The sequence below is a fragment of the Micromonospora sp. LOL_014 genome (genome assembly GCF_048060245.1).
Classification (GTDB): Bacteria; Actinomycetota; Actinomycetes; order Mycobacteriales; family Micromonosporaceae; genus Micromonospora_E.
Map to the genome: position 1 here is coordinate 1 of NZ_JBHMIP010000051.1, position 16,047 is coordinate 16,047.

Below are 16,047 nucleotides of genomic sequence, written 5' to 3' on the forward strand. Positions count from 1 at the left end.
TCTACCAGATCATCACATCAAATGATCTTGAACTGGCCGCTTGACATCGATAGGAGCATCCGAAGCTCCGAACCCGGTATTCAACAGGCCAGGTACACCGTCGGGACGGCGAGGCCGCCATCCGGATCTGCCGCCCGAGCGTGCTTCGCGTCGGGTGACGGGCGCAGGATACCTCGGACGTTCGGCCATGCTCGACGAGCGGTGCGACCCGACCAGAGCGGCGGCGGCCCAGGCTGATGGTCGACACGGAGCCACAATGGCGGAATGGACACGGACGCCCGCTACGACGGACACGCCGACTGGTACGACAGCACGTTCCGCGCCTACCGTGACGAGCACGGTTCAGCCGGGCTGCTGGCCCGCCTTCTCGGTCCGGCCAACCCGACCGGCGCCATCTGCGTTGACGTCGGCTGCGGCACCGGGTTGCACTTCGCCACGGTCGAAGCACACGGTCACACGATCATCGGCATCGACCTCTCCGCCGACCAACTCCGCATCGCCGCGACCCGCACCCCCAGTCTCATCCGAGCCGACGCACGACGGCTACCACTGGCGGACGCCTCGGTCCCCACCGTGGTCATGACCTACACCCACACCGACATCGACAACTTCCCCACCGCCATCAGCGAAGCGGCACGCATCCTGCGGCCCGGCGGCCGGCTGATCTACCTCGGTGTGCATCCGGCCTACACCGGAGCGTTCTGCGACCGGCGCACCGAGGCCACCGACCGGGAGGTACGCATCAGCGCCGGCTACGGCGACGAGCGGATCCACCGTGACCCCACCGGCACGTACCCGATGCGCAGCCGGGTCGGCGTCCGCTACCCGACCCTGACAACATTCCTCGGAGCGTTCCTCGCACCACCCACCCTCCGCCTGACGGCCGTCGAAGAGTTGGACACCAACCTACGACCCTGGCAGCCCGCATCAAGCGATGGACGCGTCGTCCCCTGGAACATCGCGGTCACCGCCCAGGCAACCGCCCCACCCCGCTGAACGGGCCACAGCCCACCACGTCCTTCACCACAAGATCACGCCGGGCTTCCTCCCACTCGCCGATCGCGTGTACGCAACTGGGCTGTCATAAGACGTCGCCCATCCATACCCCGTGGGCTGCTTACCTGCTGCCCGCCAGCGCCATCCGGATCTGCCGCGTTGCAGGCCGGCGGCGGATGAGGTCGTCGCACTCGGGTTCCAGGCGGTCATCGAGTCTGGAACATTCCCGACATGACCATGTGCCGGCATCAGGGGCGTGCACCGTTCAGGTAGACGGCTCGGGCACGTCATGGCCCGTGAGCCAGAGTCGCCACGGCTCACCCAGATCGCGGGATTCTACGTCGAAGATCGGGTGCCAACGCCCGTCAGGCGAATACCAGCCGGTTGGGTTCGCAGCTCACGTCGTAGCCGGCGGCGGCGAGCAGTCTGGCTGTTGCTGAAAGCTGCGACGGCAGGTTCACCTGCCAGTTCGTCGAGAGCCGTGTCGCCGGCCGCTACCCGCAGGCCCAGAACTGCGGGAACGGGTCGGCTGATCAGCCGGTCCGTCGACGGCACCGGGGCTGGAGAACAACACCGAAGGCGCCGCAGGACGGCAAGACTCCGGTGGCGGCCATTGCGACGCCGCGATCTGGGCCCCGGTGACCGGCAGGGTGGGCGAGATCTGGTCGAGCAAGCGCTGCGCCAGGGCGGCGTCGATCTCGAGGTCTGCGCTGATGCGAACATCAGCCGCAGTCGCCAGGTCCACGACGTCGTCGATGGTGAACGCATCAGCTCCGAGAGTACTCAGCCGTCGCGCGAACTCCTGGACATTGATCATTTGCAGCCTCATCGTCGGATTGTTGATTATCCACCGTAACCCTCGCCTAGGTCGGCGGATCCTGCGCCCGCCGTGCGAGCCACCGCGGCCGACAGCCGGCACCGGCAACCGCGACCGCTGCGCGGCAGTCCGCAACTCTTCGGTGAGCTAATCGCGCGCGGCGCCGGCAGGGCTGTCACGCTCTGTGCTACCCATGCTGCTCCGCGACGCCCGGAAATGCCGCGATCCGAGCGTCACGACGATCGGTGTGCTGTCGTGCCGATGAGCGGATGTTGAACCGCATCAAGTCGTGGCCTGAGAGGTGAGCCAACCGTGCAACCTCGTGGCTAATTGTACGGGCTGGTCAAGCTGGACCAGGTGACCCGCCCCATCGATCAGCTCGAGTTGAGCGCCCGGGATGAGTTCTGTCAGTAGGTGAGCACGGTCGACAGGGATCCACGTGTCGTTCTTGCCCCACACCACCAGAACGGGCAAGTCCAGACGCGGGTAGAGACCCTGAATCTCGTCCGTATAGGTCTGGTCCGCCTGAGCGATCTGTCGGTAGAACGCGGCTTACCCGTCGGTACCCAGCCAGGGAGAAACGAGGTCCTGCATCTGGCTAGGCGTCAGGTCCATGTGACTGGCTCCTGCGATGTAGGCCCGGATCGCTCCTTCGTGGACGGCCTTTGGCAGCGCGCTGAAAGCTTCGGTGTTGTCGCGTACGAGCCGGAAGAAGTCCGACCCCCAGGGAGCCAGTGCCACCACGTCGACGAGCGCCAACGACGCGAACGAACAGCCGTGCAAGAGAAGGGCCCTCAACGCGACGGCACCGCCGTAGTCGTGAGCTACGACATGTGGGGACGGCAGCTCCCAATGCGAGACGAGGTCAGCCAGTAACATACTCGGGCCGCGGGTCGCGCTGAGCCAGCGATCGCCTTACTGGAACGGATTCCGGGGATCGCCGCGCTGGCAGCCACTGGCTGACCGGCTCGGGACGTACGCCGGCTCCCGCGCCGAGCACCACGTCCTGCTCGACCAGGATTCGACGGCGTACTCGCCGGGTGACACGGTCTGGGCGGACGCTTGGTGGGCGACTTCGCCGGCGGGGAAGCCCTCTGGCGGTTCGGCGGCCACCAGTCAACCGCTGCCCCAGCCGTCGTTCCGGTCGGAAGTGCGGCGGCCGGGATGTCCGGCCCGATCCGATCATGCCCCACCAATCGCCGCCGAGCCCGGCGTGCGTCGGGCTGTCACGCCCCGGCACGTTGTCGAGTGGAGGGTCCGGGCACGTCATCCCCGATGAATTACGTGCCTGGACCCTCCACTCGACGCGTACCGACAGGCGCGGGAAGAGGCGATGCACACGCTGCCCCGTACCGCCCGAACAACTCGGCCCCCTTCACCGACCCTGGGCTGCCGGCGTCGAGGCTCAGTAGACAAGTTGGACGGCGACCAGCTGGACATCGTCCCCACCTGTCAGGGTTTGCGGCGGGCGACCAGCATGCCCAGCGGCGGGCGGCCCGGTGCCGGCGGGGTCTGCTCGACGGTCACCAGGACCTGGAAACCGGCTCCGGTCAGCAACCGCGCCACCTCGGCCGGCCGCTGCCGGTGGAAGCGCAGGTCGATCCGCTTGCCCTCGAACTCGTCCCGGTGCCGGATGTCGTCGCCGACCTGGAAAACCAACATCAGGTAGCCGCCCGGCACCAGCACCCGGTGGAACTCGGCGAACGCCTCCGGCCGCCGCTGCCACGGCAGATGGATGATCGAAAAGTAGGCGAGCAGCCCACCGAGCCCGCCGTCGGGCAGGTCCAGGTCGAGCATCGAACCGACCTCGAACCGCAGCCCCGGGTACGCCCGGCGGGCGTGGTCGATCATGCCTGGGGACAGGTCGACACCGAACGCGTCCAGCCCGTGCCCGGCCAACAGCACGGTGACCCGACCCGGCCCGCAGCCGACATCGGCGACCGCCGTGTTACCTGTCGAACGCACCAGCTCGGCGAACATGCCCAGCATGGCCCGGTCCAGCGGTGACTCGTCCAGCTCCGAGTTCACCGCCTCGGCGTACTCGCCGACGATCGCATCGTAGGAGTCACGGGTGGTGGTCAGGAAGTCGGCGTCGGACACCCGCAGCACGTTACCCGTTCTCATCCTTCTCCCATGATGGCGTGATCTGTTCAGCGGACATGGGCAACACATCGGCGCGCATCCTGGTCGTCGACGACCAGCCGAACATCGTCGACATGCTGGTCACCGTGCGCACCTTCCACGGTTTCGCCGTCGACTCCGCGACCACGGTGGCGCAGGCGGAGCAGCTCGCCGAGTCGGGTCGACCGGACCTCGTCGTACTCGACGTGATGCTGCCCGACGGCGACGGCTTCGACCTGTGCCGGCGGCTACGGCAACGCGGCCGCCGGTTCGGCATCGTCTTCCTGACCGCCCGCGACGCCCGCCGCGACCTTGTCTCCGGGCTAACCCTCGGCGGTGACGACTACCTGACCAAGCCGTTCGCGGTGGAGGAACTGCTGGCCCGGGTACGGGCGGTGCTGCGCCGGGTCGGCTCCGGTCCCGCAGTCAGATCCTGGAGGCGGTGTGGCGCTACGACTCCGGCGGGCAGTCCCCGCTGACCAGCATCACCACACCGGAAGGGGGGACCGGGTGGTGACCGTCGACGCCGGCCCCGGCGTGGTGCTGCTGGGGCTGCCGCTGGCTCCGGTCCGGGAAACCGTGGCGCGGCTGCTCGGCATCGAGGTGCTGGTGGCGGTGGCGGTGGCGGTAGCCGTACTGCTGGCGTTTCTGGCCCGGATGCTGATCGTGGCCCGGATGCGGCCGTTGGACGACATCGCGCGGACCGCCGACGCGATCGCCGGTGGGCAGTTGGACCGCCGGGTACCGATAACCGACGACCCCCGACGGGTACGGCGTACCGAAGCGGGCCGGCTGACCCTGGCGGTCAACGGCATGCTGGACCGGATCCTCGCCGCGTTGGCCGTGCGGGAGCGTTCCGAGCAGCGGATGCGGTCGTTCGTCACGGACGCGTCGCACGAGCTGCGGCGGGTGCTGGCGAACCTGCTGGTTAACGTACGGGCGTACACGCCGGTCGAGGCGAACGCCGAGGTGTCGGTGCACGCCGACGCCGGGCGGGCGCGGCGGGCGGCACCGTCGAGGGCAGCGGGCTCGGGCTGGCGATCGTCGCCGGCACGGTACGGGCTCTCGGCGGCGAGGTCGGCACCGACACCACTCCCGGCGGCGGGACCACCATCTGGTTCACCGTCCCGGCCGCGCCGGCCGGTGCCGCTGGCGTCACTCGTAGTGGTAGCGGCATGAAATGACAGTGATTGCCCCCTGCTCGACCGCGTACACCAGACGGTGCTCATCGTCGATGCGCCGCGACCGCAGGCCGGCAAGGTTGTTCCGAAGAATCTCGGGCTTGCCGATGCCTGGCCCGTCAGGGTCCCGCTTGATATCGGAAATCAGGGCGTTGATTCGCCTCAGCGTCTTGCGGTCCTGGGTCTGCCAGTACAGGTAGTCGGCCCAGGCGTTGTCGGTCCAGGTGAGCTTCACTCGTCGAGACCCAGGTCACGCTCGACGGCGGTCCCGGCCCGCCACTGATCGATGCTCTCCATCAGGTGATTCGCGTTGGCAGGCGTCCGGAGCAGGTAGTTCGTCTCCATGATCGAATCCCAGTCCTCCTTGCTCACCAGCACTGCATTGCCCCGCTTGGAGACGATCTCAATCGGGGTGTGGTCCTCGTTGACCCGCTCGATGAGCGGGAACAGAGTCTTGCGGGCCTCGCTCGCACTGATCGCCGCCGCCATGACGCCTCCTCAACCTTGTACCGGATACGGTACCACTTGTCGAGACCCCGCTGCCCGGGTGATCCCTCGCACCCCCGTAGCCGAGTTGCTGGCCGAACGCGGTGACCTGCCGGCGGCGCTGGAGTGGTACGACCGGACCGTCGCCCGCCTGACGCCGGAGGATCTCGAGGCGCTGCGCGGGCCGAACGGCTGGATGCGGATGTCGTCGGTGCTGGTCCGGGCCCGGCGCGAGGTCCGGCGCAGGCTCGGGTTGCCGGCCGACGCCACCGACAAGATCGCCCCGGCGGCACCGTTACAACGGACGGTCGAGCCGACCGGACTGCCGACGACGCTGGACGAGGCGCGTGAGCACTTCGAGTCGGGTCGGATACCCGATCAGTTGCGGCTGCTGGTCTTTCAGCATGCGGAGCGGGCCAAGGCCCGCCGCCGGTGGCCCGACGGGTACGTCGACCCTGACGAGGAGTACTTCCCGGCGGCGGAGCGTCGCTGGCGCGGCCTGGCTTAGCGCGACGGGCTGCTACCGGCCGGCGAAGCGGGTCGACCACTCGACGCAGCAGCCGGGCTGTCGTTCAGCACCGGCGGTAACCCACCGTACTATGCCGGGTGGACCAGATCACGGGGGGTACGGTGGCTGGGCGGCTGGCAAACCGACTGGGAACGGCCCGCGAGGAGGCGTTCGTCGGCCGTACTGCCGAACTGGACGCCTTTAGGGCCGCACTGGCCGGCACGCCGGACGGATGTCCGGTGTGGTTCGTACACGGCCCCGGCGGCATCGGCAAGTCCATGTTGCTGCGTCGGTTCGCGACCCTCGCCCGCGACGCCGGCCGGATCGTCGTCCAGGTCGACGGCGCCGGCATCGACCCGTCCCCGGCCGGATTCACCGCAGCCGCCTACGTCGCGCTCAGCGGCGCGCCGGCCGTCCTGCTCGTCGACACGTTCGAACGCTGCCAGGGTCTGGAAGGCTGGCTGCGGGACCGGTTCCTGCCGCGCATCCCGGACGGCGTCGTCGTGGTGGTCGCCGGCCGGCAGGCACCGGACTGCGAGTGGCAGGCCGACCTCGGTTGGTCCGGCGTACTGCGGGTGGAGAGCCTCGGCGGTCTGCCGCCGGACGCGGCCACCGAACTGCTGGACCGGCGCGGCGTACCGCGTGAACTCTGGGAGGCGGTGCTGCGCTTCGCTGGCGGCCATCCGCTCGCGCTCAACCTCTCCGCCGCGGTCGCGGTCGGCGACCGGCGGGCCGCCGCCACCTGGACACCGACCCCGGACGTCGTCGCGACCCTGCTGCACCACCTGGTCGGCGAGGTGCCGTCGGCGCAGCACCGGCTCGCGCTGGAGACCTGCTCACACGCGCTGACCACCACCGAGGACCTGCTGCGTTCGGTCGTCGGCGAGGCGGCGGCGGAGCTGTTCGCCTGGCTGCGCCGGCTGCCATTCGTCCAAAGTAGCCGCGATGGGGTCGTCCCGCACGACGTGGTACGTAGTGTGCTGGACGCGGATCTGCGCTGGCGGGACCCGCACGGCTACCAGGTGATGCACGCCCGGGTGGCGGCCCACCTGCTGCACCGGGCACGGGCCGCCAGCGGCGACGCCGTCCTACCGGCGGTCCGCTCGCTGTACCACATTCTGCAGGACACCGCCGTGATGGCGCCGTTCGCGCTGCGCCACGGCGGCGGCGCGGTCTACCCGGACCTGGCGACGCCCGACGACCACGCCACCCTGCGGCGGATCGTGCGGGAGTCCGGCGACGGCACCGACGATCTGGTCGGCTTCTGGCTGGACCGCCAACCGGAGGCGTTCGACGTGTACCGGCGCTCGCACGACGGGGCCGTCGCCGGGTTCCAGGTGACGCTGCGGCTGACCGGCCCGGATCCGGACGAGGTCGCCGCCGACCCGGTGGTCGCGGCGGTGTGGCGGTGTGCCGCGACCGCGCCGCCGCGGGCCGGCGAACACATCCTGGTCACCCGGTTCAGCTACCCGCTGCCGGCGCGGCGGCGCTCCGCGGTCCGGGACCTGATGCACGTGCGGACCCTGCAGTGGTGGATTCGGTCGCAGCGACTCGCCTGGTCGTTCCTCACGCTGGCCGACGAGGCGGTCGGGGTGGCCGAGTTCATCGACCACCAGCCGGTCCGGCCCCGGCCGGTGGCGAACGGCCGGGCGTACGACCTGTACGCGCATGACTGGCGGGCGGTCCCGGTGCACGGGTGGGCGGCCCGGGTGACCGCGTGGCCGCTGAACGCCGCGCCGGCCCGGTCGTCGACCGGCGCGAGCACCGCCGTCGCGACCCCGGTCCACGCGGTGCTGTCCCGGCCCGACTTCGACGCGGCGGTCCGGTCGGCGCTGCGGCGGCTGCACGACGAGTCGGCGCTGCGGGCCAACCCGTTGACCCGCAGCCGGCTGGTGGTCGCCCCCGGAGGTGGCTCCGCCGCTGATCGGACCAGCACCCGGGACCCGGTGGACACGCTGCGGACGCTGCTGGCCGACGCCGCGGAGTCGCTGCGGCACGACCCCCGCGACGCCAAGCTGTACCGGGTGCTGTCCGCCACCTACCTCACCGGGCCGACCACCCAGGAGGCGGCGGCGGACCGGCTCGGCCTGCCGGCCAGCACGTACAAGCGGCATCTGCGGGCCGCCGTCGACCGGGTCTGTGAACTGTTGTGGCGCCGGGAGTCGTGACCCGACCGTCGCTCAGCTTGAGTCAGCCGTGCAGTTCGCGGTGCCACAGGGCGTCGCTGATCCGGTCCAACGCCCGGGTCAGATGCCGCCGGTAGGTGCTGAACGGCAGGCCGAGCCGGTCCGCCGCCGCCTCCTGCGTCGGGGTGCCGTGCACGAACGTGGTGACCAGTACCCGGTGTGACCGGGTGTCGGCGCGCAGGCCGTCGAGCGCGGCACCGAGTACGCCGCGCAGCGCGTCGACCGGGTCGCCGTCCGGGCGGTCGGCGACCAGCCGGGTACGGACCAGCGGGTTGGCGGCGAGCGCGTCGGGGCGGCGCCAGGCCCGCATCGCGGACCGGACCGCCGCGTCGAACTCGGGGCGGGACAGCACCAGCAGGTCGGCGCCGGGCCGGGCGGTACGCGGCTGCAGCCCGTACAACAGTTGCTGCTGGTTGTGGTTGAGCCAGTGCATCAGCGGCGCGACCCGCCAGTCGTGGAAGAACAGGTGGTACGGGCGTCCGCCGACCTGCGGCACCGTATCGACCGGATGGTCGTCGAAGTACGCCAGGTGTGGCCCCCAGAACTCGGCGTCGCGCAGCACCAGGTAGTGCAGGGCCAGACCCTTGTCATGCAGGTAGTGGGCCAGCATCCGCATCTGGATCATGTCGGTCACCGGCGACGGCCGCTGGTAGGACGGGGGATGCACCATGAACCGGGCCAGACCGATGTGTTCGCCGCCGCGCAGCGGGGCGCTGGCCCGGCAGTGCCGCCAGGCGGTGTCGACGACCGGATCGGCTTCCAGCTCGGCCGGCTGTGGGTCGTCCAGGTCCAGCCAGATCATGAAGCCCACCACCTCGTCGGTGGCGGAGCTGCGGTAGACGTGGCAGCCCTCGGGCTGACGGTCCAGCCAGAAGCCGACCAGCGCAGCGGACCCCGGGCCTTCGGCCTCGCCGGCGAGGTCCAGCACCGTCGGCCGGTCCGCCGGCTGGTACGGAGCCTCGTAGGCCTCGCCCTCGCCGGCGAAGGTGAAGTAGCGGCGGATCTCCTGCGCGTGCCGTTGCAGGTACATCATCGCGCCGACCGCCGGCAGCACCGTCGGCCCGGTGGCGGCCAACGCCTGCTCGAGCAGGTAGGCGTGCAACCGCCGGTGCATCGTCTCGTAGCCCTGCGGGTCACGCCAGCGCAGGTCGTCGTTGAGCGCGTCACGGACCACGTCGTGCGGACGCAGGCCGCGGGCGTCGGACTCGATGAACGGCAACTCACGCAGCCAGGCGAAGATCGGCCCGGGGTCGCGGTCCAGGGCCGCCCGCAGCAGTCCTTCGGTGGTCGTCTGGGCATGCGCGCAGATCTCCAGCGCCTGCCGGTGCAGCGGTGACGGCGTCTCCCCGATCAACTGGGTGAGCAGGGTCTCCACCACGTTCAGGCTGGGCCGCCAGGCGGCGGTGGCGGCAGCGTCGTGGGTGACCGCGACCTCGGCTGCGAGCCGCAGCGCCAGCGGGTGGCCGCCGGCGAACGACAACACCGAGGGATGCAGATCCGGCGGTACGCCCCGGCGGTTGAGCAGCGCGACGGCATGCTCCCGGGACAGGTTGCCCATCGGGATCACTTTCAGCAGATCACGCCAGGCCGGATCGGCCCGCCACTGCGGCCCGGGGCCGCCCCGGCCGGCCAACACCACCAGGACGGACTCCGGCAGTCGCGGCAGGAACCGGTCCCGCAGCCAGTCCTCCAGCCCCTGGCATTGCTCGAAGGAGTCGACCAGCAGCACCGCCGTGTCGTCGGCCAGCGCGTCGCCGGCGGCGAGCTCGAACCGGCCCGGTGACGGACTGACCGCCCGGCCGTCCACATGCACCACCCGTCGCCCGGCTGCGGCCGCCTCGTCACTGAAGTACCGCAGCAGGGTGGACTTGCCGATGCCGCCCGGCCCGTGCAGGTAGAGCACTCCGAGCGGTTCGGGGGCGCGCTCCAACGCCTGCCGCAGCAGAGCGAGCTCGGCGGCCCGGCCAACGAAGTGGTGCTCCCGGGTCTGCCGCAGCCGTCGGTCCAGACTGGTGGTCGCTTGCCCACATCCGGCCATCACAAATCGATATCTTAGTGAAGCCGGTACGCCAGCGGCCGCCCCGGCCCGACAGCCGGGATGGCACCACCGGCCGCCCCGGGGCGGGATCGGCAGGTCAGCGTGACTGCAGGGTGTCCAGTGCGACGGCCATGGCGATCACCAGGCGGCGGTCCAGTTGCGGGTGGTGGATGTCGACCTGGTAGTTGTCCCGCAGGCTCCACTTGCGTACCACGGAGAAGGCCGGTTGGCCGTCGATGGTGAAGTCGAAGTGGTACGGCAGCCAGGGGGGCAGGTCGCCGATCCGGCGCAGCACGGCGACCACCATGTTGCGCTCCGCGCCGGTCGCCACGCCGAGGCCGGGTTGCTCCAGGTGCCAGGTGGAGCGCAGCAGCGACCGGGTGAAGTCCTTGCGGAACAGTCCGATCGGGTGGCCGGCGGCGTCCGTCACGTCGTAGGTCGCCCCGAGGTCGACCACCTGCCGGGCGTTGAACCCGAGTACGCACTGCTGGCGCTGGTCGTCGGCGTAGAAGGTGACCCGTTCACGGAAGGCCAGCCGCTTCTGCTGGGCGAAGGCGAGCAGCGGCCCGGATGAGCCGTCCGGGCCGACGGCGCGGACCTCGTACTGATTGACGATTGGCCGGATGCGTTGCCGTACGTGCATCTGTCGCAGCGTCTGCAGTTGCTGCTGGTCCATTGGTCGGTGGCTCTCTTCCGTCGGGGATGGGCGGCCGTTCGCCGCCGGCACGGTGGGCGGCCGTGCGCCACCGGATCGAAAGTTTGCCATGGATATCCGGCACGACACTCACCGGCATCACCGACCACATATCCTTCAGTAGCCTCCACGCTACGCTCCGTCAGCCCCCTGCGGCAGGCCGACAACAAAGGATCGGACGAATGTGGCCTATTCGACAAAAGGCTTCCGCTGCCACGCAACCACCGGCCGACTCTCCCGCCGACCGCGAGGCGCTGCCCGAACTCGCCGACGCGGACTGGATGCACCACGCCCGCGCGTTCGCCGAGACCAGCTTCTGGACGGTCGCCCGCCGGCTGCCCGGGATCCTCGCCGAGGCGGTCCAGTTGGCCTGGTCGGTGAGCCCACGCGACACGGTCGCCGCGATCGGGCTGAACATCGTGGCCGGGGTGATGACCACGTTCGGGCTGCTGGCCACCAGCAGCGTACTGCGGGAACTTTTCGCCTCCGGTCCGACACCGGACCGGATCCGCGCGGCCGCTCCAGCACTCGCCGTCGCCGCGCTCGCCGTGGTGGCCCGGGGCGGGCTGACCATCGCCGCCGGCTGGGCCCAGGCCCGGCTGAAGCCACAGGTCACCTACCGGGCCGAGCTGCGGCTGTTCGAGGCCACCACGTCGGTGGAGCTGGCCGCCTTCGACGACGCCGGCTTTGCCGAGGAGATGGACCGGGCCCGCGACCGGGGGACCGTCGAAGCGGCGTCCATTGTCGATGACGCGGTGAACCTCACCACCGGGGTCGTCGGGGTGGCCGCCACCGCCGCAGCGGTCACCGTCATCGAACCGCTGCTGCTGCCGTGTCTGCTGCTGGCGGCGGTACCGGCCGCCGTCACCGCCATCCGGATCGCCCGCCGCGAATACCTCGCGTTGCTGGCCCGGATCACCCGCCGGCGACGGATGTGGATGTTGGCCCACCTGATGGCGAACCGGCACACCGCTGCGGAGATCCGCACCTACCAGATGCGGGACTTCCTGCTCGGCGAGTACCACCGCACGATGACCACCGAGACCCGGGCCCAGCTGCGACTGGTCCGGGCACAGACCGGCACCCGGGTCGTCGGCGGCGCGTTCAGCGGCACCGCCACCTTCGTCGTCTACGCCGTACTCGGCGGTCTGCTTCTGGTCGGCATGATCCCGTTGGCCGCCGCCGCCACCGCGATGATCGCGCTCCAGGCCGCCCGGGCCAACCTCAACACCGCCATCCACGCCACCAACGCGCTGTACGAGGACGCGCTGTACTACCGCGACTACCGCGACTTCCTGGCCCGCGCCGACCGACAGGTGCCGCCGGCCGGCGGCCGGCGGATCGGCGGGTACGACGAGATCGAGCTGGACGGCGTCAGCCTGAGCTACCCGGACACCGACCGGCCGGCGGTCGACGGGGTCAGCTTGACCCTGTGTCGGGGTGAGGTGATCGCGCTGGTCGGCGAGAACGGCTCTGGAAAGTCGACCCTGGCCAAGCTGATCGCCGGGCTGTACCGGCCGAGCAGCGGCACCATCCGCTGGGACGGCGTCGACATCGACGAGATCGACCCGCAGCGGCTCGCCGGCCAGGTCGCGGTGGTGAGCCAGGACTGGTGGCGGTTCCCGTTCACCGCCGGGCAGAACATCACCATCGGCCGACCGGACCGCGACCGGTCAGGGTACGGTCAGCCGGACCGCCACCAGGCGGAGCGCGACCGGGTACGGCCGTCCATGGTGGATGCGGCGACCGCCGCCACCGCCCACGACATGATCGAAAGCCTGCCCCGCGGCTATCAGACGCTGCTCGACCGCAACTTCCGGGAGGGCCACGACCTCTCCGGTGGCCAGTGGCAGCGGCTGGTCGCCGCCCGTGGCATCTACCGCGACGCGCCGCTGCTGATCTGCGACGAACCGTCCGCGGCGCTGGACGCCCGCGCCGAACACGCCCTGTTCCAGCAGCTCAAACGCCGACCCGACCGGACTGTCGTGCTGATCACCCACCGGCTGGCGAACGTCCGCCAGGCCGACCGGATCTACGTGCTGCGGTCGGGCCGGCTGATCGAGGCCGGTACGCACGACGAGCTACTCGCCGCCGACGGGCTGTACCGGGAACTGTTCGAACTGCAGGCGAGCGGGTACGCCGACACGCCCGTCGGATAATCGACCGGTGACCGCCACCACCGGACCCACCGCCGCCCCGGCCACGCCCTCGGCTGCGCCGCCAGCCATGCCCTCTGCCGCCGCCTCGGCCGCGCCGCCGACCCGGGCTCCGGCAGCGGTACTGGAGGCGGTCCTGGAACGGATCACCTACGCCAACGAGGAGACCGGCTACACCATCGCCCGGGTCGCCACCGAGCGGTCCGGCACCGACCTGCTGACCGTGGTCGGCTCGCTGCTCGGCGTACAGCCCGGGGAAAGTATCCGGCTGGTCGGCCGGTGGGGATCGCACCCGAAGTACGGCCGACAGTTCGAGGTCCACTCGTACACCACCGTGCTGCCGGCCACCGTGCAGGGCATCGAACGCTACCTCGGCTCCGGCCTGATCAAGGGGATCGGGCCGAAGATGGCCGGCCGGATCGTCGCCCACTTCGGCGCCGACACGCTACGCATCATCGAGGAAGAGGCTGGCCGGCTGGTCGAGGTCCCCGGTCTCGGGCCGAAACGGACGTCGCTGATCGCCAAGGCGTGGATCGAACAGCAGGCGATCAAGGAAGTGATGATCTTCCTGCAGGGGGTCGGGGTCACCACCTCGCTCGCCGTACGGATCTACAAGAAGTACGGCGACGGGTCGATCTCGATCGTCCGCAACGAGCCGTACCGGCTGGCCGCCGACGTCTGGGGCATCGGATTCAAGACCGCCGACACCATCGCCCAGGCGGTCGGCATCCCGCACGACAGCCCGGAACGGATCAAGGCCGGCATCCAGTACACCCTCTCCGAGGCCGCCGACAACGGCCACTGCTACCTGCCGGAGCCCAACCTGTGCACCGACGCCGCCGGCATCCTCGGCGTCGCCGTCGAACTGGTCCGCGACGCGCTCACCGCGCTGGTCGCCGAGGAAGGCGTGGTACGCGAGGCGGTGCCGAACCCGACCAGCGGGGGCGGCACCATCCCGGCCGTCTACCTGGTGCCGTTCCACCGGGCCGAATGCTCACTGGCCGGCAGCCTGCTGCGGCTGCTGCACCACCGCGCCGACCGGTTGTCGGCGTTCGCCGACGTCGACTGGGGCCGGGCGCTGGCCTGGCTGCGCGCCGGCACCGGCGCCGACCTCGCCCCCGAGCAGGAGCAGGCGGTACGCCTGGCGCTGACCTCGAAGGTGGCGGTGCTCACCGGCGGGCCGGGCTGCGGCAAGTCGTTCACCGTCAAGTCGATCATCACGCTGGCCGCCGCCAAGGGCGCCAAGATCGTGCTCGCCGCGCCGACCGGCCGGGCGGCGAAGCGGATGACCGAGCTCACCGGCCACCCGGCCGCCACCGTGCACCGGCTGCTGCAGCTGCGGCCGGGTGGGGATCCGACGTACGACCGGGACAACCCGATCGACGCCGACCTGATCGTCGTCGACGAGGCCTCGATGCTCGACCTGATCCTGGCCAACAAGCTGGTCAAGGCGGTGGCACCCGGCGCCCACCTGCTGCTGGTCGGCGACGTCGACCAGTTGCCGTCGGTCGGAGCCGGCGAAGTGCTGCGCGACGTGCTCGCCGCCCCGGCCGTACCGCAGGTGCGGTTGACCCGGATCTTCCGGCAGGCCCAGGAGTCCGGGGTGGTGGTCAATGCGCACCGGATCAACGCCGGCGAGCAGCCCCGTACCGACGGCATGGCCGACTTCTTCCTGTTCGCGGCCGACGACCCGGAGGCGGTCGCCGGCCTGGTGGTGGACATCGTCGCCCGGCGGATCCCGCGCAAGTTCCGGATGCCGGCCCGCGACATCCAGGTACTCAGCCCGATGCACCGGGGTCCGGCCGGCGCCGGCAACCTGAACACCGCCCTGCAGGAGGCGCTCGCACCGCCGCGTGACGACCGGCCGGAGCGGCGGCACGGCGCGCGGGTGTTCCGGATCAACGACAAGGTCATCCAGATCCGCAACAACTACGACAAGGGCACCGCCGGGGTCTTCAACGGCACCATCGGGGTGGTCACCGCGGTCAGCACCGAGGAGCGCAAGCTGACCGTCCGCACCGACGAGGACGAGGACATCGAGTACGAGTTCGACGAGCTGGACGAGCTGCAGCACGCGTACGCGATCACCGTGCACCGCTCACAGGGCAGCGAGTATCCGGCGGTGGTCATCCCGGTGACGATGAGTTCGTACACGCTGCTGCAGCGCAACCTGCTCTACACGGCGGTGACCCGGGCGAAGAAGCTCGTGGTCCTGGTCGGCTCCCGCAAGGCGATCGCGATCGCGGTCCGGACCGCCGGGGCAGGCCGCCGGCACACCGCACTCACCCACCGCCTGGCACCCGACGACTGACCCTTGATGATCAATATCGTGTACGGGTTGGGTCAATGCGCACCTGCCGGCCCAGGATGAGGATCTTGGTGTCGAGCAGGCCGTGTATCTCAGCCCGCTACGAACGCGCCGCCTCATCGTCATACTGGTCAAACTTCGACCGTCGCCAGAGCCAATTTCACATGTCGTCGACACGGTTGCTGGCTCGGATTCGTCCGCTGCATGATCCGGCCATGTTCCACTTCACTTGTCCCGGCTGCACGACGCGATGTTCGGTCGCTGACGCTGAGCACATCGGTGGGCTCTGCAGCATGTGCACGGCCGGTCAGGTCTAGCAGTCGTTGTCGGTTGGTGACCGGCAGACCGTGGACGCGGCCCTGAGTCGCGGCCCGATCGCGGCACTCCTAGCCATGCGGGAGCTGACTCCGGCGATCCGGCTACCCATGCAGCTGACCTGCTTGCCTTCCGTCAACGAGAGGGCGATCAAGCCAAGGCCTCGCCGCCGGTGTAGGCGCAGGGCTATTGCAAAGTCGGGTGACCCCTGGTCACGGCAGGGTTTCCCGTGGTTACGGCG

At 70.3% G+C, this 16,047-nt stretch carries 13 protein-coding genes and 1 pseudogene; 8 read left to right on the forward strand and 6 right to left on the reverse strand.

What is annotated here, in order from left to right; genetic code table 11:
* Positions 1-264: 264 nt before the first annotated feature.
* Entirely contained in the window at positions 265-996 is a 732-nt protein-coding gene (locus tag ACFHW1_RS27705) for a class I SAM-dependent methyltransferase (RefSeq protein WP_416556543.1), read from the forward strand.
* Between the two features lie 1,099 nt (positions 997-2,095).
* On the opposite strand, the gene ACFHW1_RS27710 is transcribed toward ACFHW1_RS27705, so the two are convergent.
* Entirely contained in the window at positions 2,096-2,347 is a 252-nt protein-coding gene (locus tag ACFHW1_RS27710; protein ID WP_416556558.1) for an alpha/beta fold hydrolase, read from the reverse strand.
* 918 nt (positions 2,348-3,265) lie between these two features.
* Entirely contained in the window at positions 3,266-3,937 is a 672-nt protein-coding gene (locus tag ACFHW1_RS27715) for a methyltransferase domain-containing protein (protein ID WP_416556544.1), read from the reverse strand.
* A 17-nt stretch (positions 3,938-3,954) separates the two neighbouring features.
* Between ACFHW1_RS27715 and ACFHW1_RS27720 the strand changes: the two genes are divergently transcribed.
* The 3 genes and pseudogenes from ACFHW1_RS27720 (at position 3,955) to ACFHW1_RS27730 (ending at position 5,118) form a co-directional block, all read left to right on the forward strand.
* On the forward strand, positions 3,955-4,413 hold the full coding sequence (locus tag ACFHW1_RS27720) for a response regulator transcription factor (RefSeq protein ID WP_416616524.1): 459 nt from the start codon (positions 3,955-3,957) through the stop codon (positions 4,411-4,413).
* A gap of 196 nt (positions 4,414-4,609) precedes the next feature.
* Positions 4,610-4,753, forward strand: a pseudogene (locus ACFHW1_RS27725) (HAMP domain-containing protein); the annotation flags it as partial.
* A 221-nt stretch (positions 4,754-4,974) separates the two neighbouring features.
* Complete coding sequence (locus ACFHW1_RS27730) at positions 4,975-5,118, forward strand: hypothetical protein (protein ID WP_416569485.1); 144 nt, start codon at positions 4,975-4,977, stop codon at positions 5,116-5,118.
* Here the strand turns inward: ACFHW1_RS27730 and ACFHW1_RS27735 are convergent.
* Positions 5,090-5,350 (reverse strand): Txe/YoeB family addiction module toxin, encoded by a 261-nt coding sequence (locus tag ACFHW1_RS27735; protein ID WP_416569481.1) that lies wholly within the window; start codon positions 5,348-5,350, stop codon positions 5,090-5,092. The two genes, ACFHW1_RS27730 and ACFHW1_RS27735, sit on opposite strands and share 29 nt — an antisense overlap.
* On the reverse strand, positions 5,347-5,604 hold the full coding sequence (locus ACFHW1_RS27740; protein ID WP_278173223.1) for a type II toxin-antitoxin system Phd/YefM family antitoxin: 258 nt from the start codon (positions 5,602-5,604) through the stop codon (positions 5,347-5,349). Before ACFHW1_RS27740 ends, ACFHW1_RS27735 begins: the two co-directional genes overlap by 4 nt.
* Positions 5,605-5,662: 58 nt before the next feature.
* Here ACFHW1_RS27740 and ACFHW1_RS27745 point away from each other — a divergent pair, with 58 nt between their 5' ends.
* A complete protein-coding gene (locus tag ACFHW1_RS27745; RefSeq protein ID WP_416616526.1) occupies positions 5,663-6,109 on the forward strand; it encodes a hypothetical protein in 447 nt (148 codons plus the stop codon).
* Between the two features lie 98 nt (positions 6,110-6,207).
* Positions 6,208-8,277 carry an AAA family ATPase gene (locus ACFHW1_RS27750; protein ID WP_416616527.1) on the forward strand — a complete coding sequence of 690 codons (2,070 nt, stop codon included), beginning with the start codon at positions 6,208-6,210 and terminating at the stop codon, positions 8,275-8,277.
* Positions 8,278-8,299: 22 nt separating this feature from the next.
* Here the strand turns inward: ACFHW1_RS27750 and ACFHW1_RS27755 are convergent, their stop codons facing one another.
* Positions 8,300-10,333, reverse strand: coding sequence for an AAA family ATPase (locus ACFHW1_RS27755; protein ID WP_416616528.1), 2,034 nt, complete (start codon positions 10,331-10,333; stop codon positions 8,300-8,302).
* 97 nt (positions 10,334-10,430) lie between these two features.
* Positions 10,431-11,009 carry a hypothetical protein gene (locus ACFHW1_RS27760; protein WP_416556551.1) on the reverse strand — a complete coding sequence of 193 codons (579 nt, stop codon included), beginning with the start codon at positions 11,007-11,009 and terminating at the stop codon, positions 10,431-10,433.
* 200 nt (positions 11,010-11,209) lie between these two features.
* Between ACFHW1_RS27760 and ACFHW1_RS27765 the strand changes: the two genes are divergently transcribed.
* Together ACFHW1_RS27765 and ACFHW1_RS27770 are read left to right on the forward strand one after the other, a co-directional pair.
* Positions 11,210-13,186 (forward strand): ABC transporter ATP-binding protein, encoded by a 1,977-nt coding sequence (locus ACFHW1_RS27765; RefSeq protein ID WP_416616530.1) that lies wholly within the window; start codon positions 11,210-11,212, stop codon positions 13,184-13,186.
* 67 nt (positions 13,187-13,253) lie between these two features.
* Positions 13,254-15,494, forward strand: a complete 2,241-nt coding sequence (locus tag ACFHW1_RS27770) for an ATP-dependent RecD-like DNA helicase (protein ID WP_416616531.1) — start codon at positions 13,254-13,256, stop codon at positions 15,492-15,494.
* Positions 15,495-16,047: the final 553 nt, after the last annotated feature.